Consider the following 20,683-nt stretch of genomic DNA (forward strand, 5'->3'; position numbering starts at 1 on the left):
GGGGCTCACCCACCCTGCCGGGCGGCGACGGTGGCGCCGCGTCGGCGGCGGAGGGCGGCGGCGCCGCCCGCGAGTGCCAGGGCGGCGCCCGAGCCGCCGAGCAGCAGGGGGGTCGAGGAGGTGTCCCGCGTCCTGACCGCCTCGCTGTAGCCGCTGGACATGCCCGCGGTGTCGTAGACCGAGCCGGGCAGCTTGTCGGCGTAGCGGGCCTTGACCAGCTTCTGGTACTCGCTCAGCGAGACCGAGGACCGGCCGTCCAGACCCTGCCGGGCCTGGTCGTTGAGCGGTTCGACGGTGGTGAGCCTCAGTTGGTACCAGGCGCGCAGCTGCGGCTCGGTGAAGACCAGGGTGCCCACGGCCGCCTTGGCCGCGTACGCGGCGTCGCGGTCGCCGTCGCGCACGGCGGCCAGGTGCCAGCCGCCGCCCTCGGTGGGGGCGAGCATGACGGTGGCTGTCCGCCCGTTGACCGGGGCGTTCAGGGCGGAGACCAGGTGGCTGAGCCTGACCGCCTCGGTGGCGACCGGCAGGGACCGGCCCGCGACGAAGCCGGGGGCGACCTCGTTCAGCGCCAGCGGGTCCTGGACGGTGAACGCGGGCAGGCCCTCGCACGGGTCGGCCTGGTCGGGGATCGGCTGCGGCGCCCCGCCCCCGTCGCCCTGCGGGAGCGGCACGCTGAGGAAGCGGCAGACGGTGGTGCGGACCTCGGCCGACTTCACCAGGTCGAGGGCTGCCCGGTAGTCCGGGATGTCGGCCGGCAGCGGGTCCGTCGGCGCGAGCGCGTGGGCGGGGCCGGCGGCGGACAGCAGTGCGGCCGCGCCGAGCACCAGGGCGCCGGCCAGTCGGGAGAGGGGGGAGGCCGCCCGCCCGCCGGAGGTTCGTGTTCCGTGCATGCCGCCTGCCTTAACGGGAGATGCCGATCCGGGAGTGGGTCCACTTGAACGAGCTGTTGCTGACGTAGTCGGCGTAGTTCCACCACGTGTAGGTGGTGGTGTCGGGCCACGGGTCGGCGACGCCGATGGTGTTGTTCGAGGTGTCGAAGCCGTAGACCACGTTCATGTGGCCCCCGCCGGACGTCCATCCGATCCGGGCGGCGACCGGCCGGGCCGCCTTGACGTCGGTGTAGACCTGGTTGAACGTGGCCGCGCTGCTCAGCCCGGTGCCGAGGTGGCCCAGGCCGAGGCTGTTCCATCCCCTGGCCATGTCGTCGAGGGTGGCGGGCTGGTTGTCGCAGCCGTAGTACGGGGCCGCCCTGGTGCAGAAGTCGGTCTGCGTGCTGCCGTAGCCCTGGAACTTGGCGATCGTCAGCCCGGAGGCGACCCAGCACCACTGGGTCTTCTCCTGCTTGTACATGCCGATGTTGTCCTGCCCCGCCTCGGCGTGGGCCGGGCCGCCGGCCGCCGCGAGCAGGCCCGAGACCGTCAGCGCGACGGCCACCGTGGCGGCCGTGAAAGGGGATCTGCCCATCGTCCTGCCTTCCCGCGGACTTGCGAGGGATGCCGGGAAATCTGGCAGACCAATCAGAGCACGAACTTTCCGGAACGCCCATGGTGCGTACCGAAACTGACCCCGTATTGGTGAATCGTCGTACCGGAGATCGGCGGCGGCCGAAAGGCGGCCGGATCCGTCAGGCCGCGACGAGCTCCCGCTCGCGGTCGCGCGGCCCGGCCGCGGACCTCCGGTTCGGCAGCGAGAGCCGGACGACCTTGCGCCAGGCGGAGAAAACCTGCTTGGGCAGCGGACCGGTGACGTACTCCAGCTCGTACTTCTCGAACAGCGCGCGCACCTTCACGGCGACCTCGGCGTACCGGTTGCTCGGCAGGTCCGGGAAGAGGTGGTGCTCGATCTGGTGCGAGAGGTTGCCGGTCATGAAGTGCATGGCACGGCCGCCGCTGATGTTCGCCGAGCCCATCATCTGGCGCAGGTACCACTGGCCGCGCGTCTCGCCCTCGATCGAGCGGCGCTCGAAGACCCGGACGCCCTCGGGGAAGTGCCCGCACATGATGACCGAGTGGGTCCAGAGGTTGCGGACCAGGTTCGCGGTGAAGGTGGCGGCGAGCGTGGTGAGGAAGGAGGGACCCGAGAGCAGCGGGTGGATCACGTAGTCCTTGAGCACCTGCCGGCGGATCTTGCGGCCCACCGCCCTGGCCCGTGCGCGGAACTCCGGGTCCTTGCGGCGGCGCCGCTGCAGGTTCTTGCCGAGCTCCAGGTCGTAGGCCGCGATGCCGTACTCGAAGAAGCAGGCGTTGACGAGGTTCCACAGCGGCTGGCCGAGGTGGAACGGGTGCCACCGCTGGTCCTCGTCGACGCGCATGATGCCGTAGCCGAGGTCGTTGTCCTTGCCGATCACGTTGGTGTAGGTGTGGTGCAGCTCGTTGTGCGAGTGCTTCCACTGGTCGGCAGGCGAGACGTGGTCCCACTCCCAGGTGGTGGAGTGGATCTTCGGGTCCCGCATCCAGTCCCACTGGCCGTGCAGGACGTTGTGGCCGATCTCCATGTTCTCCATGATCTTCGCCACCGACAGGCCGGCGGTGCCGATCAGCCACGCGGGCGGGAAGATCGAGAAGAGCAGGACGCCCCGGCTGGCCAGTTCGAGCTTGCGCTGCGCCGAGATCACCTTGCGGATGTAGGCGGCGTCCTTCTCACCACGGCCGGCGATCACCTCGTCACGGATCGCGTCCAACTCCCGGCCGAGCTCCTCGATCTGAGCGGCGGTCAGGTGGGCGGTGGGGTCGATGGCGGTCACGGTGCTCCTACCGTTCGATCTCGCACGGGCCCGCCGCGGCGGACACGCAGGTCTGGATGAGGACGCCCGGCTCGGCCTCGGTGATCTCGCCGGTGCGCAGGTCGCGGACGGCGCCCGCCTTCAGCGGCGTGACGCAGCCGAAGCAGATGCCCATCCGGCAGCCGGAGGGCATCAGCACTCCAGCCTCCTCGCCGACCTCCAGCAGCGGCGTCGCACCGTCCGCCTCGACGGTCCGCCCGGTGGCACCGAAGGTGACCTCGCCGCCCTCCCCGGCCACCACCGTGCCCGGGCGGAAGCGCTCGGTGCGCAGCCGCTCCCGGACGCCGTGCTCGGACCAGTGCCGCTCCACCGCGTCGAGCAGGCCCGCCGGCCCGCAGGCCCAGGTCTCGCGCTCGGCCCAGTCGGGCACCAGGTCGCCCAGGCGGGCGAGGTCGAGCCTGCCGTCGGTGCCGGTGTGCACCTCGGTGAGGCGCAGCCGCCCCGCCGCGGCGAGCTCGTGCAGTTCGGCGCGGAAGATCACGTCCTGCGGCCGCGGCGCGCAGTGGACCATGACGACGTCGTCCAGGGCGTGCTCGCGCAGCATGCCCATCACGGGCGTGATCCCGCTGCCGGCCGTCAGGTAGAGCACCTTGGCGGGGCTGGCCGGCGGCAGCACGAAGTCACCGGCCGGCTGCTCCAGCCGGACCAGGGTGCCCGGCGCCGTCCGGTGGACCAGGTGCCTACTGACCCGGCCGTCCGCCACCGCCTTCACGGTGACGGTGATCCGGCCGTCCTGACGGTCCGTCGGCGAGGTGAGGGAGTACGCGCGCCACAGGCGCACCCCGTCGACGTCGACCCCGATCCGCACGTACTGGCCCGCGGTGTGGCCGCGCCAGCCGCGCCCCGGCCGGATCACGACGGTCGCGGCGTCCTCGGTCTCGGGGTGCACTGCCTCGATCCGCCCGCGCAGCTCGGCGCCGGCCCGCAGCGGGCTGACCAGATCGAGGTAGTCCGACGGCAGCAGCGGCGTCGTGACCATCTCCAGCAGCTTCCACGCCCTGCTGCGGAGGGCTGTACTCGTCATGGCCCCAGCTTGCTTCGTCCGAAGACGTAGAGTCCTGACCGTAGGACGTGAATCTGATCGGCCGAATTGTTCGTAGGGAACAAGAACCATGAGCAACGCAGTCCGCAGGGCCGCCGAACCGGTGCTGGACGAGACGACGGTCGCCGCCCTCCGGGCCGAGCTGACCACCACCGCCGAGGAGGTCGTCCGGGCGATCATCGACGAAGTCCCCTCCTACGCCAACGCCCTCTCCGGCCGCATGGGCGGGACCATCCGCCGCGCCGTCCGCACCGCGCTCGGGCACTACCTCGACCTCGCGAGCGGGCACACCACCGGGGGCGACGCCGGCGACGCGGCGTACGAGCTGGGGCGCGGCGAGGTGCGCGACGGGCGCTCGATGGACGCCCTGCTCAGCGCCTACCGCGTCGGCGCCCGGGTGGCCTGGCGGTGCCTGGCCGCGGGCGCGGTGCCCGCGGGCCTGCCCGCCGCCGAGGTCGCCAAGTTCGCCGAGCTGACCTTCGCCTACATCGACGAGCTCTCCGCCGCGAGCGCCGCGGGCCACGCCGACGAACTGGCCGCCCGCGGCCGGGCCCACGAGCGCCACCTCGAACAGCTGGCCCGCGACCTGCTCGCCGAGGCCGGCCCGGACGTCCTGCCCGCCTCCGTCCTGCGGGCCCGCTGGCAGCCGCCGGTCTCGCTGACCGCCGTCCTGCTGCCCGCCGCCCAGGCGCGGCCCGCCTACCGCACGCTCGACCCGAACACCCTCGTCCTCGACGACCTGCCCGACGACACCGGCGTGCTGCTCGTCCCCGACGCCGACCGGCCCCACCTCCTGCGCCAGCTCACCGACCGCACCGCCGTGGTCGGCCCCGCCCGGCCGTGGCTCCGGGCCTCCGCCTCGTTCGCGCGGGCCCTGCGCGCGCGGGCCCTCTCCCCCGGCATCCGCGACACCGAGGACCACCTGCCCGAGCTCGTCCTGACCGCCGACGCCGACGCCTTCGCGGACCTGCGGGCCCGGGCCCTCGCCCCGCTGCGGGCGCTGCCGGCCGCGACCGCGCGGCGGCTGGAGGAGACGCTGCGGGCCTGGCTGCTGCACCAGGGCCGGCGGGAGGAGGTGGCGGCGGCGCTCTTCGTCCACCCCCAGACGGTGCGGTACCGGATGGCGCAGCTGCGGGAGCTGTTCCCGGACCTCGCCTCCCCCCACCGCGTCCTCGAACTGACCCTGGCGGTCGGCCTCCCGGCCACCTGACCGGGGGCCCTGCCGGTGCGGAGCCGGGCAGGGCGGACGGGAGGCGGCGCAACAGGCTCGGGCGTCCGACCAGCGGTGGTGGACGCCCACTATCGTGGGATCCGCGCAGGACAGGACGGGCTAGGGGGAACCTTGTACTACAGCGGCTTGGAGCTTGACCGGGTTGGCGGCCGGCGTACCGACTCGGAGTGGGTCGCCGGGCTGTTGACGAGCCCCGGCACCCAGGTGATTCCCTTCTGGCGGGACCACTGCCTGGTCCGCGACGACAGGCCCGTCCGGCTGCCGTTGGCCGAGGCGCGGCGCATCCTCGACGCCGCCGACGACCCGGTGTTCCTCGGCCTGGACGGGGAGGCCGCGGTCTTCGCGGCCGACCTGTCCCGCGTCGACCGGTCCGACGCCGTCGAACTGGCCACCGCGGACACGGTGCTGGATGTGCGAGCCATGGTTCCCACCATCACGCCGGAGGAGGCGGGCCTGCTCGCGTACGCCCGCGGAATCCTGCACTGGAACCGGAACCAGCGGTTCTGCGGCGCGTGCGGCGGTCCGGCCGTCCCCGGCAACAGTGGCCACCTGCGGACCTGTCAGGACTGCGGAAAGCTGCTCTTCCCGCGGATCGAACCGGCCGTGATCGTGCTGGTGGAACTGCCCGGCACGCCTCGGCGCTGCCTGCTCGGCCGGCACGCGGGCTCCGGTCCGGACCGCTTCAGCACGCTGGCCGGGTTCGTCGAGATCGGGGAGAACCTCGAGGACGCGGTGCGCCGCGAGGTCGCCGAGGAGGCCGGTGTCGAGGTGGGGACGATCACCTATCAGGGATCCCAGTCGTGGCCGTTCCCGTCCGGGATGATGATCGGGTTCCGCGCCGAGGCCGTCTCCGACCGGATCGACGTGGACAACGTCGAGGTGGTGGAGGCACGTTGGTTCACGGCGGCCGAACTTCGGTCGCGCATCGCGGACTCCGCCGACGGCGGACCCTACCGGGTCGACTCGATCGGCAAGGTGCTCATCGACCAGTGGCTGGCCGACGTGGAGTGAGTCGGACGCCGCGGCCGGGGGCCGAGGGGCCGCGACGCTCGGCGCTCGCTCGGGGCGATGTCCGTGCGGCGTCCTGTGCGGCCCTGTCCACGATCGTCCGCGAGTGTCCCGGATCCGGGTGGGTGGGTGGTCCGTCCCGCGATAGTGGGCGCACGATCACCACGGACGGAGGACCCTCCTTGAAGACCCGTTACGCCCAGCGGCTGACCGCCCTCGCCCTCACCCTCGCGGCCGCCACCGGCACGCTCGCCGTCTCCGCCTCGCCCGCCTCGGCGGCCACCCGCGACTGCTCCTCGGAGTGGGCGCACCCCAACAAGAGCGACGCCACGGCCACGGTGATCGCCAGCGGGGTCAACTACCGCACCGGGCCGGACCACAACACCTGTACCGTCAAGGGCAGTTGGGGCCTGAGCACCTCGCTCTACCTGTGGTGCTGGGACTACGGCAGCTACGTCTCCACCTCCCAGGTGGGCTCGAACATCTGGTGGTACGGGCGGCGTTCGGGCACCCAGGAGCAGGGGTGGATCGCTTCGGTCTACCTGAAGGTCAACTCTGGTTCCCAGTACCGCTGCCGCTGAGCAGCCGCTCCAGGGCCCGGAGCGGGCGGCGGGCGCAGCCCGCGAGCAGCGCCCGGGCCCGCTCGGACTCCTCGGGGGAGCCCTCACCGACCGCGGTGTTCGCGCGGGCCAGTGCGGTGAGGGCGAGGGCGTGCCGGTACCGGTCACCCGACGGGGCGTGCAGGTCGCGGGCGGCGCGAGCGTCGTCCGCGCCCTGGCGTGGGTGACCGGTACGGGTGCGCAGTTCGGCCCGGACGGTCAGGGCGAGCCACCGGGCGTCGCGGTGGCCGGTGCGCTCGGCCAGGGCCAGCCCGGTGTCCAGGTGGCCCAACGCCACGGGGAGAGAGCCGAGTTCGCCGTGGGCGAGGCCGAGCAGGGTCAGCGTCAGGGCCTCGCCGAGCAGGTCCTCGGCCTCGCGCTGGAGGACCAGGCACTCCTCCAGCCGGGCCACCGCCCGTGCCGGGTCGCCGTTGTCGAGGTGGATCTCGCCGATGTTGTGCAGGGTCAGGCCCTGCTGCATCCGCATGCCCAACTCCTGGTAGCGGTCGAGCACTTGATGGTAGCGCTCCAGAGCGCGCCGGTGCTCTCCGGCCTGCTGGTGCAGGTGGCCGTAGTGGGAGAGCACGGAGGCCTCACCGACCGCTCCGGCCGCGGTGCGGGCTGCGGGAAGCGCGCGGTCGAGCTTGGCGGCGGCCTCGGCGAAGCGGCCGGCCCGCTGGTCGATCCCGTTGAGGGCGATCAGCGCCAGCGCCTCGGCCCGCGGGTCGGCGATCCGGGTGGCGATGTCCAGGGCGAGTTCGGCGAGCGCGCCGTAGTCGGACCAGTGGCCGCCGCGCGGCAGGTACGCCTGAAGGGTGCGCAGCAGGACCAGGGGGTAGCGCGCGACGGGCCCCGGCGCGGCTGCCAGGCGCCGGGCGAGGGCGAGCAGGGTGGGGCGTTCGGCGGCCAGCCAGGCGGACGCGGCCCGGACGTCCGCGAAGGCGGCGCGGCCCGTCCACCCGGGGTCGAGCCAGTCCTCGGCGAGCCGGGTCGCCGGGTCGGCGCGCAGCAGCTGGGCGGCCGCGTCGGCGCCGCCGAGGTAGTGCCCCGCCAGCCGCAGCAGGGCCCCTTCGACCAGCGCGGCCGGCAGGGCGGCGGCCTGTTCGGCGGCGTGCAGCCGGACCAGGTCGTGCGGTTCGGGGCCGCCCGCGTCGGCGACCTCCAGCAGGCCGGCCTCCACCAGCCGGGTCACCGCCGCGTCCGCCTCCGGTTCGGCGACCCCGAGCAGGGCGGCCACCGCCGGGACCGTCAGCCGGGGCAGTCCGGCCTCGGCGGCGAGCAGCAGGGCGGTGCGGTCCTGCTCCTCGGCGAGCGCGTCCAGTCCGACCTGGAGGCTGCTGCGGACGGCGAGGTCGCCGTAGCGGAGCTCGTCCAGCCGGCGGCGCTGGTCGGCGAGGCGGTCGGCGAGCAGCGCGGGCGTCCAGTCGGGGCGGGCGGCGAGACGGGCTCCGGCGATCCGGATGGCCAGGGGCAGCAGCCCGCAGTGCTCGACCACCCGGGCGGCGGCGCCCGGGTCGGCGGTGACCGGGCCGGGCCCGACGGTGCGGGCGAGCAGTTCCAGCGCCTCGTCCGGCGGGCAGCCGCCGAGCGGGATCCGGACGGCGTCCAGCAGACCGAGCCGGGCCCGGCTGGTGACCAGGGCGGCGCAGCCGCCGTCGGCGGGCAGCAGGGCCTCGACCTGGTCCGCCGTGCCGACGTTGTCCAGCACCAGCAGGACCCGTCGCCCGGCCAGCAGGGTGCGCCAGCGGGCGGCGGCCTCGGCGGTGCCGCCGGGCAGGTCGGCGGCGGGGACGCCCAGCGAACGCAGGAAGCGGCCGAGCACCTCGGCGACCGTCAGCGGATCGATGCCGGGGCTGGCGCCGCGCAGGTCCGCGTACAGCTGGCCGTCCGGGAAGGCGGCCGCGGCGGCGTGCGCGGCCTTGACGACCAGGGCGGACTTCCCGGCCCCGCCCGGCCCGTGCACCACCACCACGGCCGGGCCGTCGGCGGGTCCGGCCGGTCCGGCGGGGTCAGCCGGTCCGGTGGGGTCGACGGGAGCCGGGGTCAGACGGCGGGCGATGGCGGCGAGTTCGGCCTCGCGCCCGACGAACGACGGTGTGCTGCGCGGCAGTTCGCGCGGTGCGGGAGCGCCGGCGGGCGGTGGCACGGGCAGTGGCGCGGGCGCGGGCGCGGGTGGGAGGTTGACCCGCTCCCAGGCCGCGGCCCAGCGGGCGCTGTCCCGGGGTGCCACGCCGAGGGCGAGCACCACCGCGTCGAGGACGTCGACCGGCATCGGGCGGGCACCGCTGAGGTAGCCGGAGAGGCTGCTGCGGGCGATGCCGGTGGCTTGCTCCAGATCGCGCAGGCTGACCCGGGCCTTGCCGGTGCCGCGGGCTGCGCGGATCCGCAGCCCGTCGAGCGCCGCCAGCAGGTCGGCGAGGCTGCGGACACCGTCCGTGCCCGGGCCGCCACCGTCCCCGACTGCCATCGACCCCACCCCCTCGCCCTGCCGTCCCGGCGCCCCTCCCGACCGCCGGGCGCGCGGCACGACCGTACCGGGACGAGCTCCGAAGTGACAGGGACACGGCACATCTGGCCGTTCGGACGCGACCGAGGACCGGTCCGGGGAGGGCCTCCGGCGCACGGCCGTACGCTCACGGCCGTACGCTCCGGTGGCGCAGGCCTCCCGTCGGGCCGGGCGGGCGTCCGGCGCGGTGTCGACGGTGGCGCCGCGCGTCGGAGCCCGTTGCCGCGTCGGCGCACCGGTCCCGACGGTCGCTCAGAACGGGCCCGGGACGGGACGGGTTCCGTCCTCTCCCGCGCGTTCGGTGATGTTGCGGGCCATGCCGGCGAACACGAAGGTGTGGAACGGCGCGACCGACCACCAGTAGGCGTGCCCGGCCAGCCCGTGCGGGTGGAACAGGGCCCGCTGGCGGTAGTGCGCCCCGTGGTCGCCGGCCGGCTTCACGGAGAGCTCCAGCCAGGCCAGGCCGGGCAGCCGCATCTCCGCACGGAGGCGCAGCAGGTGGCCCGGTTCGATCTCCTCCACGCGCCAGAAGTCGAGGGAGTCCCCGACCCGCAGCCTCGCCGGGTCGCGGCGTCCGCGCCGCAGGCCGACGCCACCGGCCGCGCGGTCGAGCCAGCCGCGCAAGGCCCAGGCGAGCGGGAAGGAGTACCAGCCGTTGTCACCGCCGATGCCCTCGATCACCTGCCAGACGGCGGCCGGCGGCACACTGACGGTGAGCTCCCGGACGTCCTGGTACAGGCTGCCCCCGGCCCAGTCGGGGTCGCTCGGCAACGGGTCGCTGGGGGCACCGGGCAGCGAGGCTGAGGACCAGCGGGTGGCGACGTCGGCGTCCTTGATCCGGCGCAGGGCCAGCTCGACGGCGCGGTCGAAGCCGGTCAGCCCGCCCTCCGGGTCCGGCACCCAGCGGGCGATGTCGTGCTCGCCGCAGACCACCTCGTGGCGCAGCGATTCGACCAGGGGCCGGGCGATCGAGTTCGGCACCGGGGTCACCAGGCCGACCCAGTGGCTGGACAGACGGGGCGTCAGGACGGGGACCGGGACGATGAGGCGGCGGTGCAGCCCGGTGATGCGGGCGTAACGCCGCATCATCTCCTCATAGGTGAGGACGTCGGGGCCGCCGATGTCGAAGCTGCGGTTCAGCCCGGCCGGCAGGTGGGCGGCGCCGACCAGGTAGTGCAGGACGTCGCGGACGGCGATGGGCTGGATCCGGGTGGAGACCCAGCGCGGGGTCACCATCGCGGGCAGGCGTTCGGTGAGGTGGCGCAGCATCTCGAAGGAGGCGCTCCCCGAGCCGATGATCACGGCGGCGCGCAGCTCGGCGGTGGGCACGCCGCTGTCGCGCAGGATGCGGCCGACCTCGGCGCGCGAGCGCAGGTGCGGCGAGAGGCCGTCGGGGGCGTGGGTGGGGACGAGGCCGCCGAGGTAGACGATGCGGCGCACCCCGGCCGCCGCGGCGGCGGCCCCGAACGCGCGGGCGGCCTCCCGGTCGGTGGCCTCGAAGGTGGGCCCGGTGCCGAGCGAGTGGATCAGGTAGTAGGCGACGTCGACGCCGTCGAAGGCCCCGTCGAGGCTCTCGGGCCGGGTGACGTCGCCGGTGGCGGTCTCCACCCGGGCGCGCCAGGGCTGGTCGCGCAGGCGGCCCGGGTCGCGGACCAGACAGCGGACGGTGTGCCCGCGGGCGAGGAGCTCGGGCACCAGCCGACCCCCTATGTAGCCGGTGGCTCCGCTGACCAGACAGCGCAGGGGGCCGCTCGGGTACGCGTCCATGTCTCGGTCCTCCTCCGCCCGCGGGTCACGCCTCACCGTGCATCGATTCGCCGCCGCGCCCGCACCTGGAGCGTTTGTGCAGCGAGTCCCGCCTTCGTGGTTGAGCCCCGCTAAACACTGCTTCCCGAATCGGCCGTTGATCATCTTCCGGTCGCGACGGGATCGTGGGGACGGGGCCGGACACCCACCCCACCGATACTTCTGGAGAGGCTCATGAGCAGCAACACCGGCACGATCACGTACTTCGTCCACCAGTCGCTGGACGGCTACATCGAGGGCCCCGGCGGGGAGTTCGACTGGCCGGTCATGGGGCCGGAGATGTCGGCCCACTCCCGGGCCCTCACCGCCTCCGCCGACGTGTTTCTGTACGGCCGGGCCGTCTGGGAGCTGATGGCCGGCTACTGGCCGAAGGCCGAGGAGTACTCGACCGACGAGCACGACCTCGCCTTCGCCCCGATCTGGCGCGCGGCCCGGAAGGTGGTCGTCTCCACCACGCTGGAGCGGGCCGACTGGAACGCCCGGGTGATCGGCACCGACGTCGTCGAGGAGCTCAGCGCGCTCAAGGGCGACGGCACGCACCTGCTGCTCTTCGGCGGCTCGGCACTGGCCGCCCACCTCACCGAGCACGGGCTGATCGACGAGTACCAGGTCTTCGTCCACCCCGTCGTGCTCGGCGGCGGCAAGCCGGTCTTCCCCGGGCCGCGCAAGCGCTTCGGGCTGGAGCTGGTCGAGTCCCGCGTCCTCGACGGGCAGGTGGTCCTGCTGCGTCACCGGCCCGCCCGCGGCGCCGCGACGGCCGGCCGTTGACGGGCCGCGGCGGGGGTGCCGACGGCTCCCGGGGCACCGTGTGGACGTCGCGCACCGTCGTGCGCGGCGACGTCCGTCTGGCCTGCCGGGACTGGACCGGGCCGCCCGGCCGTGACGTCCTGCTGCTGCACGGCCTGGCCGGCCACGCGGGCGAGTGGGACCGGGTGGCGGCCACCCTGAGCCGCGCGGGGCGGGTGGTCGCGTTCGACCAACGCGGCCACGGCCGCTCCACCCGCCGACCGGCCGAGGTGTCGCGGGCCGCGTACGTCGCCGACGTGGTGGCGGCGGTCGGCCAACTCGGCCTGCGTCAGCCCCTGTTGGTCGGACAGTCGCTCGGTGGCCACACCGCGCTGCTCGCCGCCGCCGCACACCCGGGGCTGTTCGGCGGCCTGGTCCTGGTCGAGGCCGGGCCCGGGGCCGCGCCCGGTGCGCAGCAGGAGATCGCGGCCGTGCTGGACTCCTGGCCGGTGCCGTTCCCCTCCCCCGAGGCGGCCGCCCGGTTCTTCGGCGGCGGGGCGGTGGGCGCCGTGTGGGCGGACGGCCTGGAACCGCGGGACGGCAGCTGGTGGCCGCGCTTCGACCGGGACGTGATGGTCGCCTCGCTCGCCGAGCTCGCCCACCGCTCGTACTGGGACGAGTGGACCGCGATCGACCGCCCCGCCCTGCTGGTGCTCGGCCAGCACGGCATCCTCCCGCCGGCCGAGATCACCGGCATGCTCCGCCGCCGCCCCGCCACCACCGCCGTCAGCGTCCCCGGCGCCGGCCACGACCTCCACCTCGAACACCCGGACCTGCTGGCCCGGTTGCTGGCTGATTTCGCCTCCGCACAGCCGACCGACGTCCTCCCTCCATCTCCCGAGGAGATCCCCTTGACGACCACCACCTCCACCTCCACCACCTCCACCGCCGTCATCTCCTCCGACGGCACCCTCATCGCCTGCTCCACCACCGGCACCGGACCGGCGGTCGTCATCGTCGACGGAGCCCTGTGCCACCGCGCCTTCGGGCCGGGCTCCGCCATCGCGGACCAGCTCGCCGCCCACCACACCGTCCACACCTACGACCGCCGCGGCCGCGGCGGGAGCGGCGGGAGCGGCGACACCCAGCCGTTCGCCGTCGAGCGGGAGATCGAGGACCTCGCCGCGGTGATCGCCGCCGCCGGTGGCTCGGCCCACGTCGTCGCCCTGTCCTCCGGCGCCGCGCTGGCCCTGCGGGCGGCCACCCAGAGCGTCGGCATCGCCCGACTCGCCGTCTACGAGCCGCCGTTCAGCACCGACGACCCGCAGAGCGAGCGGTTCGACGCGTACCGGGGCGATCTGACGGCCGCCCTGGCCGACGGCCGGCGGGGGGACGCCGTGGTGCGGTTCATGACCTACGTGGGGATGCCGCCGGAGGTGGCCGACGGCATGCGCAACGCCCCGGTGTGGCCGCTGTTCGAAGCCGTGGCGCCGACCCTGGCCCACGACGCCGAAGCCTTGGGCACGGGCGCCCGGGTACCGGTCGAGGCCCTCGCGCGGATCACCGCACCGGTCCTGGTCGTCGACGGCGGCGCCAGCCCGGACCTGCTGCGCGCCGCGGCCGGCGCCGTCGAGGCGGCCGTCCCCGGCGCCCGGCGCACCACCCTGGAAGGCCAGACCCACGAGGTCGCCGCCGAGGCCTTGGCCCCCGCGCTGCTCGCGTTCTTCGCCTGACGCATGACCCTCCCACCGCGGTCACCACCCGCCTCGTCCGGGCCTGCTCCGGCTCACCGCCGTCGGCTGCCGACTGCGGGCCGCCACCCGGAGGCCATAATGATCACTTCGACAGCGGCCGACGGAGCGTCACGGGCAGGGTGGACCACACGACATGATCGAACGTCTGGAACTCGAGGCGTTCCTCACCCTCGCCGAGGAACTGCACTTCGGCCGCACCGCGGCCCGCCTCAACGTGACGACGGGCCGGATCAGCCAGACCGTCAAGGCACTGGAGCGGCGGATCGGCGCTCCGCTGTTCGAACGGACCAACCGCGTGGTGCGCCTGACCGAGCTCGGCCACACCCTGGAGCAGGACCTGCGGCCCGGCTACGAACAGATCCAGGTCGGCCTCGACCGCGCCACCGCGACCGTCCGCCGGACCGGGGAGCAGCTGACGGTCGGTTACGTCGGGGCGGCGGCCGGGCAGGTGGCGCACCGGGCCGCGGACCTGTTCCCCCGGCACCGCCCCGGCTGCCGGGTCGAGGTCCGCGAGGCGCAGATCGCCGAAGCCCTCGGCCGGCTGCGCGCGGGAGACCTGGACGTGCTCCTGCTCAGCCTCCCGCTCACCGACCCGGACCTGGTCGTCGGGCCCGTGCTGCTCTCCGAACCACGGATGCTCGCCGTGCCCGCCGACCATCCGATCGCCCGTCAGACCCACGTCACCATGGAGGACCTGGCCCGGATCCCGCTGCTGCGGATCGCGGGCTCCCGGCCCGGGTCCTGGCTCGCCGACCGCCGCCCTTCCCGCACCCCGGGCGGCGAGGCGATAGCCGACGGCCCCCGGATCGAGACCTTCCAGGAGGCCCTCCAACTCATCGGCGCCGGCCTCGGCGCCGCCATCGTCGGGGCGCAGGTCACCCGGTTCTACAGCCGGCCCGACGTCGTCTGCGTCCCCTTCGCCGACGCGCCGCCGATCGAGTGGGCATCGGCCTGGCTCACCACCAACAACACCCCGCTGCTGCGCTCCTTCGCCCGCACCGCCCAGCAGGCCGCCCACTCCCTCCACCCGGAGGGGGCGGGCAGCGCCGACGCCCTGGCAGTCCCGTGAGGCCGCCGGGCACGCTCACGGGACGATCAGGACCTTGCCGCGGATCAGGCCCGCTTCCCCGAGCCGGTGGACCTCTGCGAGCTCGGACAGCGGGCGGGCGGAGCTGATGTCGAGGCGGGCCGCGCCCGCGTCGACGACGTCGAGGCGGATCACCAAAACGTCGCCGAACGCGTGGATGCGTGCGCGTCCACGGCGCCCCGCCCGGCACCTACCGCAGGACCACCTGAGGAGCCGTCACCGGCCGTGCCCGCCACGCCGCCTGGGCGTGGGTCGGTCCCGGGGTCAGGCCCGGGCCTCGGCGTGGCGGGCGGCGTACCAGCTGGAGTCGACGGCGGGGTTGCTCAGGGTTCCCCAGAAGTGGTCGTCGGGCATCGGCGGCAGCGGCTGTCCGCCCAGGTCGGCGTGGAGGTCCGCACGCCAGTCGACCGTGAGCCGGCTCCGGGTGGTCGCGCTCTCGTACACCGACCGGTAGGGCGAGCCCCAGATCCCGTGCACCATCTTCTCGGCGGCCCACCGGCGGGTGTCGTCCCGGTGCGCGCCCGCCTGCGCGACCACCGCGCGCAGGCGCAGGACCAGCGGGTCCAACTGCTCCGGCCGGGGCGGGACTTCACCCCGGTCCCACGCGTCCAGGGCCGCACTGACCGCCGGGTACTTGGCCAGGCCCGTCTCGACCGCCAGTCGGCGCAGCTGCTTGCGGGCGGCCTCCGCCACCCGCTCCGCCGGCACGACCGCGAGCAGTGAGCCGAGTTCCTCCAGGCCGTCCAGGTGGACGGCGTGGAGGAGGTCGGCGGGGCTGCAGGAGAGGTCCAGCTCCGGAAGCCGCTCATCCGCTGCGGGCAGCGGATCGTCGGCGCTGCCCCACTCGGGGTTGGCCGGCATCGCCGACTCCCAGAGCAGCCGGCCGTTGAACGTGACCACGCCGGCGTCCCGGCCGCGCTCCAACTGGTCGGCCAGCTCCGCCAGGTACTCGCCGAGCGAACCGGCCCTGCCGAAGGCGGTGCCGGTCTCGTCGAAGAACCGCCCGACCGCACCGAAGGTGTCCTGCCCGGTGCGGCAGTCGACGGTGAGGCCGTCCGCCGTGGCCTCGTAGGTGCCGAACTGGACGTAGCCGCGGTGCCAGTAGCCTCCGACCTCGTCCTCGTCGAGGTCGGCGGCGATGTCCCGGAGGAAGCGGGTCTTCTCGAGGATCCCGCTCACTCCCAGCAGGCGGTCGTCCGTGGGGAACCGGAAGGCCTCCGGCCCCTCCTGCGCACCGTCGTGCCGGAGCAGTGAGGCGACCAGGTCCGGAGGGAAGGTGAGGCCCAACTCCTCCTGCGCCGCCGCGAGTTCCTCATCTCCCGCGGGCGGCCGGAGGGACGCGAAGGTGCGAGGCGCGTGCTCGCGCAGCCACGCGTCGATTCGGCTCCACGACTCCCGGACCAGATCTGCTGTCATGGAACGCACTCTAGACAGCGGCGCCGACAGCTTGATCGGCACCCGCCCCGGACGGCGGATTCCGGGCTCCCGACACGGCCTACCCGCCGTACGCGGACGCGGGCCGCCGGGGAGGGGCGCAGGACGCCCCCGTACCGGTCCGCCGTCGGTACGGGGGCGTGGGTCCGCGCCCGGCGGGTCAGCTCGTGGTGCCCCAGGTGTGGGCCACGTCGATCACCAGGCGGTTGTCGAGCTGGAAGACCCGGTACGGCAGCCGGTCCCGGACTCCGAGGCCGAACTGCGTCTCGCCCGCGTGCGACCCTCCGCCCCGCGCCTCCACGAACGTGGGGTAGCCCGTGAAGTCGAGCCCGGGCAGCTTCTCCCCGGTGCGCATGGGGTACGTCCGGTTCCAGTCGGCGTCGTAGGTGTTCGCCCAGACGACGATGTTCAGCACCTTGCCGCCCGCGACGGGGATCGGCTCGTCGCCGGTGCTCGTGCGGATCGGTGAATCCTGGTACTCGATCCGGTACTTGACCGGCTTGGCGGGCGACGATCCGGGCACGTCGACGACCATGCGGTCGAAGCAGGGGTGCGTACCGGTCCTGACGCCGGTCATGTACCGGTAGTCCTCGGCATCGGCGCCACCCGCCTTGGCGAGGCTGCCCCAGCCGGTCTCGCACGCGGCGACGGCGGCGGCCGGTGCCGCCGCGGAGGCCGTCACCGGGATCACCGCCGCTCCGATCCCGGCCAGCACGAGTGCCATCGGTACAGCCGTCCAACGTCGCATCATCTGTCTCCCCGTCAGGTACGTCGATCGTTCGTTCGCCTGTACATACGCTCCGGCCCGGGCCTGAGGTTGCACACGTACGACGATTTGTTCGCGGGGCCACCGACGCGGGCCCACACGAGGATTGACGGGCCGTCAGCCCTCGGCCCTGGGCCGCCAGTCAGCGGCCCAGGCGTCGAGCTGGGCGAGGCGTTCGAGCAGGGACCGCCCCTGGCCGGTGAGCAGGTAGCCCTCACCGGTGTGCTCGACGAGGTCGGCCTGTCCGAGCTCACGGAGCCGGACCGCCAGGACGCTGGAGGAGATGCCGTCGCAGCGCTGCTGGAGCTGCCGGAACGTCGGCGTCGAGTCGTCCCGCAGCTCCCACAGGACCCGCAGCACCCAGCGCCGACCCAGGAGGTCGAGCAGCGCCATGATCGGGCGGCCCGTCTGCGAGCCGCGGACCGGTCGGCCCGGGAGGGGTGTCGGTGCCATCTGCTTCCCTCGTTAGCTTCTCTTTCCGAAGCGCCAATGTTAGCGTGCCGCCATGCCTCTGAAATCGAAGCGCCCGCGCATCGAACCGCTCTCGCCGCCGTACGACGCGGAGGCCGCTGCGGCCCTCGACCTCCTCGGGCCCTCCCCCATCCAGCTGTTCCGGGTGTGGGCGCGCCGGCCCGAGCTCGCCCGCTCCGTCGCGGGCTGGGGAAGCTACTACTTCTCCCGGCGCTCCGCCCTGACGCTCCGCCGGCGCGAGCTGGTCATCCACCGGACGACCGCGCTCTGCGGAGCCGACTACGAGTGGGCCGTGCACGTCGCGGGCTTCGCCGAGAAGGCGGGGCTCGACGCCGCGCAGCTCGCCTCCCTCGCCACCGGAACGCCCGCGGACGACTGCTGGGACGCGGCGGACCGTGCGGTGCTCGAAGCCGTCGACGAGCTCCACACGACCTTCGACCTCTCCGACGACGCGTGGGCGAGGCTGGTCGCCGTCGCCGACGAGGACGCCGCGCTCGAACTGGTCCTGGTCTGCGGCTGGTACCACGCCGTCTCCTTCGCCGTCCGGGCGCTCCGGCTGCCCCTGGAGCCCGGCACCAGGCCGATCGCCGCGCCGTGATCCGGCACCGGCCCTGAGCGGAGGAGTCCGCACGCGTCGCGGAGCCGGGCCCCGGTTGCGGGGCGCGGCCCGGCGATCCGTTCGGATCAGCAGGTACCGAGGTCCTGCCAGACGCCCCACTGACCGGTGGTGCCGGGCTCCTCGCCCAGCGTCCACCACTTGGCGCTCCACCGGTGGCCCCTCCAGGAGACGGTGTCGCCACCGGTGTAGACCTGCGTGCCGACCCAGGGGGCGGTGGAGCACGCCGGGGCGGTGCCGGTCACGGTGAGCGTGTACGTCGCGGAGGACGTGGCCGAGGTGCCGGTCAGCGTGCCCTTGACCGTCAGCGGGTAGGTGCCGGGGACGGCCGTGGACGCGGTCGACACCGACAGGGTGGCGCCGGCGCTCCCGCTGACCGAGGACGGGTCGACCCAGGCGGTGACCCCTGCGGGAACGCCGGTGACCGTCATCGCGACGGAGGTGTTCGAGCCGTTGTTGACGATGGCCGTGCTCACGGTCGCGGTGGTCGACGAACCGGCGGTCACCGTGCCCGAGGACGGGCTGAGCCGCACCTGGACGGCGGGCACCTGGACACCCGACGCGGAGGGCGACGGGGAGGCGGTGGGAGCGGGCAGTGCGGTGCCTGCCGCGTGGACGGTGCCGGAGCCGGTGAGCGCCGCGCCGGCGAGGGCGGCGGCGGTGACGGCTCCGGCGAGCAGGGCTCGGAGCGGTGCGCGAACGGGTCCGGCCATGGACCGCGCTCCCTTCGAAGGTGGGGACTTCGGCGGCCTGAGGCACTCCGGCCGGGACACATCCTGGTGGTCTGGACCACCCGACTGTCAAGGGTCCTCACCGAAACCGGCCTCGACGTGCGCGCCCGGGCCCTGACGGCGATCGTCCGCGCCCGTCAACTCGTGGCGGGCACGGCTCCGTTCTCGCGACGGCCCGCGGCCAGCCGGCCGGAGAAGCGGTACCCGCCGATCATCACCACGACCACGGCGGCCGTCTCGGCCGTGCCCCAGACCCAGGTCGAGGTGCTGACCTTCTTGGCCGGGAGCTTCGGCAGCTTCTTCGCCGGGATGTCGGTCGCGGACCGCCTGGCCACGTCGGCCTGGTGGGCCTGGTTCCGGGCGGAGCCGTGGAGGAACGGCGCGACGAACAGCAGGGCCAGGCCGAGCAGCACCTCGACGGCGATCACGGCCGGGAAGCGGCGCAGCAGCACGGTGGTCAGCGGCCGCTGGTCGCCCTCCTCCCGCAGGGCTTCGATGCGGGGGTGCAGCCAGAACTGGTTGAACGCGCCGATCAGCAGCATCCCGCCGAAGATGAGGATCTTGACGCCGAGCACGCGGCCGTACATGGTGCTCAGCAGCTGGGAGAGCCCGTCCACGTGCGCCCAGTAGAGGAACAGCCCGGACAGGGTGATGGCGGCGACGCAGGCCATCGCGGCGACCGAGAAGCGCCGGATGACGGCCGACCAGAAGGCGCGGCGCCCGGCGCCGTCGACGACCGCGGGGAGTGCGAGCAGCAGCAGCCCGAGCAGGCCGCCGATCCAGACGCCGCCGCCCTGGAGGTGCAGCTGCCAGACCACGGCGTCGAAGGTGCCCCGGCCCCAGTCGGCCGGTGCCTGCGAGGGGAACTTGGTGGCGCCGAGCGCGACCGCGGCGCAGAGCAGGGCCGCGGACAGCAGCGGGCCGCGCGCCCGGCCGGCCGCGATCGAACGCACCGTCAGCGGGGCGGCCAGCAGGGCGCCGAGCAGGGAGGAGGTGACCTCGATGCCGGACAGGCGGCCCTTGTTGCTGCCGTCGAAGAGCGAGCTCCACGCCTTCGCGTAGTCGTAGCCGTGGCTCGGCGAGGCGGCGTGTGCCAGCTCGGTCAGCACGGCGGGCACGGCCAGCACCCCGACGACCACCGCCGCCAGGGCCAGGCGTCCGGTGACGGCGGGCGCGGAGTCGGCGGCGTTGCGGACGGCGGCGGGGACGGCAGCGAGCAGCGCGAGGGCCAGCAGGCCGACGGCCGCCATCAGGGTCACCCACACCGCCCAGTTCACCGCGCTGTCGGCGAAGGGGCCGAGGGGCGTGGACGGTACGGCGCCGGCCAGCGGCGTGTGGGCATGCGGAAGCGACAACGGGGCCACGGGGCCCTCCTTGAGTGGTGAGGTGTGGAGGAACGCGACAGGCCGCACCGGCCGGGTGAGGAGCGGGGAGGTGCCGGGCGGTGCGGCCTGCTGGTGACGGGCTCGGAGAGTGAGTGAGTGGGGCTCTCCGGGCCGGGGTTACGCGGGTTGGTCCTGCGTCGGCGCCGCAGCGGGACGGGGCGCGGGGGAGCTCGCCGGACGGACGAACCAGGCGAGCGTGGGCAGCAGGTAGCCGGCCCAGACGACCAGTTGGAGCACCGTCGGGTCGGGCTGGAAGGTGAACACGCCCTTGAGCAGGGTCCCGTACCAGCTGTCCTTGGGGACGGTGGAGCCGATGTCGAACGCCACGCTGTGCAGCCCGGGAAGCAGCCCGGCCTCCTGGAGGTCGTGGACGCCGTACGCGAGCACGCCGGCCGCGACGACGACCAGAATGGCGCCGGTCCAGGTGAAGAACTTGGCCAGGTTGATCCTCAGCGCGCCGCGGTGGAACAGCCGGCCGAGCAGGACCGAGGTGAGCAGACCGAACGTGGCGCCGACGAGCGGGCGCACGCCGTCATCGGTGGCGGCGACGGCGGACCAGATGAACAGGGCCGTCTCCAGGCCCTCGCGCAGTCCTGTCAGGTAGCTGCCGAACACGGCGTTCTCCTCGAGGAGTTGACGGGGGCTCAGTTGACGACGGTGGCGGCGGCGAGCTTGGAGAGCGGCTCGGCCAGGGCGTTGACGGCGTCCGAGAAGGCCTTGCGCTCGGTGTCGCCGACCT

At 74.2% G+C, this 20,683-nt stretch carries 18 protein-coding genes and 3 pseudogenes; 8 read left to right on the top strand and 13 right to left on the bottom strand.

Features of this window, described 5'->3' with window-relative positions:
• Nucleotides 1-5 precede the first annotated feature (5 nt).
• From ACWEPF_RS25350 to ACWEPF_RS25365, 4 genes are all read right to left on the bottom strand, one after another.
• Nucleotides 6-890: a hypothetical protein gene (locus ACWEPF_RS25350; RefSeq protein WP_452174298.1), complete on the bottom strand. Its 885-nt coding sequence runs from the start codon at nucleotides 888-890 to the stop codon at nucleotides 6-8.
• Between the two features lie 10 nt (nucleotides 891-900).
• Nucleotides 901-1,464: a papain-like cysteine protease family protein gene (locus tag ACWEPF_RS25355; protein WP_452174299.1), complete on the bottom strand. Its 564-nt coding sequence runs from the start codon at nucleotides 1,462-1,464 to the stop codon at nucleotides 901-903.
• A 160-nt stretch (nucleotides 1,465-1,624) separates the two neighbouring features.
• Nucleotides 1,625-2,743, bottom strand: a complete 1,119-nt coding sequence (locus ACWEPF_RS25360) for a fatty acid desaturase family protein (RefSeq protein WP_452174300.1) — start codon at nucleotides 2,741-2,743, stop codon at nucleotides 1,625-1,627.
• A gap of 7 nt (nucleotides 2,744-2,750) precedes the next feature.
• Nucleotides 2,751-3,761, bottom strand: coding sequence for a ferredoxin reductase (locus tag ACWEPF_RS25365; RefSeq protein ID WP_452174315.1), 1,011 nt, complete (start codon nucleotides 3,759-3,761; stop codon nucleotides 2,751-2,753).
• A 133-nt stretch (nucleotides 3,762-3,894) separates the two neighbouring features.
• Here ACWEPF_RS25365 and ACWEPF_RS25370 point away from each other — a divergent pair, with 133 nt between their 5' ends.
• The 3 genes from ACWEPF_RS25370 to ACWEPF_RS25380 all read left to right on the top strand — a co-directional run bounded on the left by ACWEPF_RS25370 (nucleotide 3,895) and on the right by ACWEPF_RS25380 (nucleotide 6,644).
• Nucleotides 3,895-5,034 carry a PucR family transcriptional regulator gene (locus tag ACWEPF_RS25370; RefSeq protein WP_452174301.1) on the top strand — a complete coding sequence of 380 codons (1,140 nt, stop codon included), beginning with the start codon at nucleotides 3,895-3,897 and terminating at the stop codon, nucleotides 5,032-5,034.
• Between the two features lie 75 nt (nucleotides 5,035-5,109).
• The gene (nudC, locus tag ACWEPF_RS25375; RefSeq protein WP_452174302.1) at nucleotides 5,110-6,066 is read left to right on the top strand and encodes an NAD(+) diphosphatase; all 957 of its coding nucleotides are present in this window, start codon (nucleotides 5,110-5,112) and stop codon (nucleotides 6,064-6,066) included.
• A 179-nt stretch (nucleotides 6,067-6,245) separates the two neighbouring features.
• Entirely contained in the window at nucleotides 6,246-6,644 is a 399-nt protein-coding gene (locus ACWEPF_RS25380) for a hypothetical protein (protein ID WP_452174303.1), read from the top strand.
• Here the strand turns inward: ACWEPF_RS25380 and ACWEPF_RS25385 are convergent.
• Both ACWEPF_RS25385 and ACWEPF_RS25390 read right to left on the bottom strand, forming a co-directional pair.
• On the bottom strand, nucleotides 6,613-9,129 hold the full coding sequence (locus ACWEPF_RS25385; protein WP_452174304.1) for an ATP-binding protein: 2,517 nt from the start codon (nucleotides 9,127-9,129) through the stop codon (nucleotides 6,613-6,615). The two genes, ACWEPF_RS25380 and ACWEPF_RS25385, sit on opposite strands and share 32 nt — an antisense overlap.
• Nucleotides 9,130-9,420: 291 nt before the next feature.
• Complete coding sequence (locus ACWEPF_RS25390; protein WP_452174305.1) at nucleotides 9,421-10,935, bottom strand: SDR family oxidoreductase; 1,515 nt, start codon at nucleotides 10,933-10,935, stop codon at nucleotides 9,421-9,423.
• Nucleotides 10,936-11,148: 213 nt separating this feature from the next.
• Here ACWEPF_RS25390 and ACWEPF_RS25395 point away from each other — a divergent pair, with 213 nt between their 5' ends.
• From ACWEPF_RS25395 to ACWEPF_RS25410, 4 genes and pseudogenes are all read left to right on the top strand, one after another.
• Nucleotides 11,149-11,742 (top strand): dihydrofolate reductase family protein, encoded by a 594-nt coding sequence (locus tag ACWEPF_RS25395; RefSeq protein ID WP_452174306.1) that lies wholly within the window; start codon nucleotides 11,149-11,151, stop codon nucleotides 11,740-11,742.
• A gap of 38 nt (nucleotides 11,743-11,780) precedes the next feature.
• Nucleotides 11,781-12,560 (top strand): annotated as a pseudogene (locus ACWEPF_RS25400) (alpha/beta fold hydrolase); the annotation flags it as partial.
• 210 nt (nucleotides 12,561-12,770) lie between these two features.
• Nucleotides 12,771-13,433, top strand: a pseudogene (locus tag ACWEPF_RS25405) (alpha/beta fold hydrolase); the annotation flags it as partial.
• A 154-nt stretch (nucleotides 13,434-13,587) separates the two neighbouring features.
• A complete protein-coding gene (locus ACWEPF_RS25410) occupies nucleotides 13,588-14,523 on the top strand; it encodes a LysR family transcriptional regulator (protein ID WP_452174307.1) in 936 nt (311 codons plus the stop codon).
• A 15-nt stretch (nucleotides 14,524-14,538) separates the two neighbouring features.
• Here ACWEPF_RS25410 and ACWEPF_RS25415 read toward each other — a convergent pair whose 3' ends face one another.
• The 4 genes from ACWEPF_RS25415 to ACWEPF_RS25430 all read right to left on the bottom strand — a co-directional run bounded on the left by ACWEPF_RS25415 (nucleotide 14,539) and on the right by ACWEPF_RS25430 (nucleotide 17,194).
• Nucleotides 14,539-14,676: a hypothetical protein gene (locus ACWEPF_RS25415; RefSeq protein WP_452174308.1), complete on the bottom strand. Its 138-nt coding sequence runs from the start codon at nucleotides 14,674-14,676 to the stop codon at nucleotides 14,539-14,541.
• Nucleotides 14,677-14,805: 129 nt separating this feature from the next.
• Nucleotides 14,806-15,957: an SMI1/KNR4 family protein gene (locus ACWEPF_RS25420; protein WP_452174309.1), complete on the bottom strand. Its 1,152-nt coding sequence runs from the start codon at nucleotides 15,955-15,957 to the stop codon at nucleotides 14,806-14,808.
• A 178-nt stretch (nucleotides 15,958-16,135) separates the two neighbouring features.
• Complete coding sequence (locus ACWEPF_RS25425) at nucleotides 16,136-16,699, bottom strand: AMIN-like domain-containing (lipo)protein (RefSeq protein ID WP_380150297.1); 564 nt, start codon at nucleotides 16,697-16,699, stop codon at nucleotides 16,136-16,138.
• Between the two features lie 159 nt (nucleotides 16,700-16,858).
• Nucleotides 16,859-17,194, bottom strand: coding sequence for a winged helix-turn-helix transcriptional regulator (locus tag ACWEPF_RS25430; protein WP_452174310.1), 336 nt, complete (start codon nucleotides 17,192-17,194; stop codon nucleotides 16,859-16,861).
• A gap of 52 nt (nucleotides 17,195-17,246) precedes the next feature.
• On the opposite strand from ACWEPF_RS25430, the gene ACWEPF_RS25435 reads away from it, so the two are divergent.
• Nucleotides 17,247-17,810, top strand: a complete 564-nt coding sequence (locus tag ACWEPF_RS25435) for a carboxymuconolactone decarboxylase family protein (protein ID WP_452174311.1) — start codon at nucleotides 17,247-17,249, stop codon at nucleotides 17,808-17,810.
• A gap of 86 nt (nucleotides 17,811-17,896) precedes the next feature.
• Here ACWEPF_RS25435 and ACWEPF_RS25440 read toward each other — a convergent pair whose 3' ends face one another.
• From ACWEPF_RS25440 to ACWEPF_RS25450, 3 genes and pseudogenes are all read right to left on the bottom strand, one after another.
• On the bottom strand, nucleotides 17,897-18,541 hold the full coding sequence (locus ACWEPF_RS25440) for a hypothetical protein (protein WP_452174312.1): 645 nt from the start codon (nucleotides 18,539-18,541) through the stop codon (nucleotides 17,897-17,899).
• A 155-nt stretch (nucleotides 18,542-18,696) separates the two neighbouring features.
• The gene (locus ACWEPF_RS25445) at nucleotides 18,697-19,923 is read right to left on the bottom strand and encodes a copper resistance D family protein (RefSeq protein WP_452174313.1); all 1,227 of its coding nucleotides are present in this window, start codon (nucleotides 19,921-19,923) and stop codon (nucleotides 18,697-18,699) included.
• A gap of 138 nt (nucleotides 19,924-20,061) precedes the next feature.
• Nucleotides 20,062-20,550, bottom strand: a pseudogene (locus ACWEPF_RS25450) (FTR1 family iron permease); the annotation flags it as partial.
• Nucleotides 20,551-20,683 lie beyond the last annotated feature (133 nt).

The sequence above is a fragment of the Kitasatospora sp. NPDC004289 genome, assembly GCF_053602875.1.

Excerpts from the sequence above, each read along its gene's own strand:
- ACWEPF_RS25350 (WP_452174298.1), bottom strand. The coding sequence starts at position 890 with ATGCACGGAACACGAACCTCCGGCGGGCGGGCGGCCTCCCCCCTCTCC.
- ACWEPF_RS25355 (WP_452174299.1), bottom strand. The coding sequence starts at position 1,464 with ATGGGCAGATCCCCTTTCACGGCCGCCACGGTGGCCGTCGCGCTGACG.
- ACWEPF_RS25365 (WP_452174315.1), bottom strand. The coding sequence starts at position 3,761 with ATGGTCACGACGCCGCTGCTGCCGTCGGACTACCTCGATCTGGTCAGC.
- ACWEPF_RS25370 (WP_452174301.1), top strand. The coding sequence starts at position 3,895 with ATGAGCAACGCAGTCCGCAGGGCCGCCGAACCGGTGCTGGACGAGACG.
- ACWEPF_RS25385 (WP_452174304.1), bottom strand. The coding sequence starts at position 9,129 with ATGGCAGTCGGGGACGGTGGCGGCCCGGGCACGGACGGTGTCCGCAGC.
- ACWEPF_RS25390 (WP_452174305.1), bottom strand. The coding sequence starts at position 10,935 with ATGGACGCGTACCCGAGCGGCCCCCTGCGCTGTCTGGTCAGCGGAGCC.
- ACWEPF_RS25395 (WP_452174306.1), top strand. The coding sequence starts at position 11,149 with ATGAGCAGCAACACCGGCACGATCACGTACTTCGTCCACCAGTCGCTG.
- ACWEPF_RS25410 (WP_452174307.1), top strand. The coding sequence starts at position 13,588 with ATGATCGAACGTCTGGAACTCGAGGCGTTCCTCACCCTCGCCGAGGAA.
- ACWEPF_RS25420 (WP_452174309.1), bottom strand. The coding sequence starts at position 15,957 with ATGACAGCAGATCTGGTCCGGGAGTCGTGGAGCCGAATCGACGCGTGG.
- ACWEPF_RS25425 (WP_380150297.1), bottom strand. The coding sequence starts at position 16,699 with ATGGCACTCGTGCTGGCCGGGATCGGAGCGGCGGTGATCCCGGTGACG.
- ACWEPF_RS25430 (WP_452174310.1), bottom strand. The coding sequence starts at position 17,194 with ATGGCACCGACACCCCTCCCGGGCCGACCGGTCCGCGGCTCGCAGACG.
- ACWEPF_RS25435 (WP_452174311.1), top strand. The coding sequence starts at position 17,247 with ATGCCTCTGAAATCGAAGCGCCCGCGCATCGAACCGCTCTCGCCGCCG.
- ACWEPF_RS25440 (WP_452174312.1), bottom strand. The coding sequence starts at position 18,541 with ATGGCCGGACCCGTTCGCGCACCGCTCCGAGCCCTGCTCGCCGGAGCC.